Annotated in this window: 1 protein-coding gene; it reads right to left on the bottom strand. The window is 50.5% G+C overall.

Annotated elements, in window-relative coordinates:
• Positions 1–755: proline dehydrogenase family protein (locus R7Q09_RS25230; RefSeq protein WP_318143831.1), on the bottom strand; the 755-nt coding region annotated here is incomplete at both ends.

Here is a 755-nt window from a genome sequence, read left to right as displayed (position 1 = left end):
GTAGGCGTTGGAATTCAAAATCCTTATGCTGCGCCATCACTGCAATCGCAGTAACTGTGTGCGCATTGTGGCTGGCAAACTGCGGGAAGATATTGCCACGTACGCCTTCGCTTAATAGGAAACGCGCACATGCAAGGTAAGCAACATCGGTCGCTTCTTTGCGTGTGTACACCGGGTAGTTTTCGTAGCCCGCTTGTTGTGACCATTTGATTTCGCTATCCCAGTACGCGCCTTTTACCAAGCGAAGTGGGATCAAGTCACCTTGCTCTTTCGCAAGGGCATTGAGCCAAACCAATACTGGTAGAGCACGCTTCGAGTACGCTTGCACAACAAGACCAAACTTGCCCCAACCTTTCACGAGGTCACTGCGGTAAATCTTCTCGAACAGCTTTAGAGACAGCTCAAGGCGATCAGCTTCTTCTGCATCAATCGTGATCGCAACGTCGACTTCAATCGCGCGTTTTAGTAGTTGCATGAGCGTTTCGTACAGCTCAGTCATAACACGCTCTTCGTTCGCCACTTCGTAGCGAGGGTGCAATGCTGAAAGCTTGATAGAAACCGAAGGCGCAGGGCTGGTGTCGTTACCGTAAGTCTCGCGACCCACCGCTTCGATCGCCATTAGGTAATCTTTGAAGTATTTGTTTGCATCCGCTGTTGTTAGCGCCGCTTCACCCAACATATCAAATGAGTAAGTGAAACCTTTGTCGCGCATCGGACGACCATTTTTCTGCGCTTCTTCAATCGTGCGGCCGCGA

The organism is Vibrio sp. 2130-1, from assembly GCF_033339515.1.
Note: the sequence above shows the minus strand (reverse complement) of the source record. Positions and strands in the feature narration are given on the sequence as shown.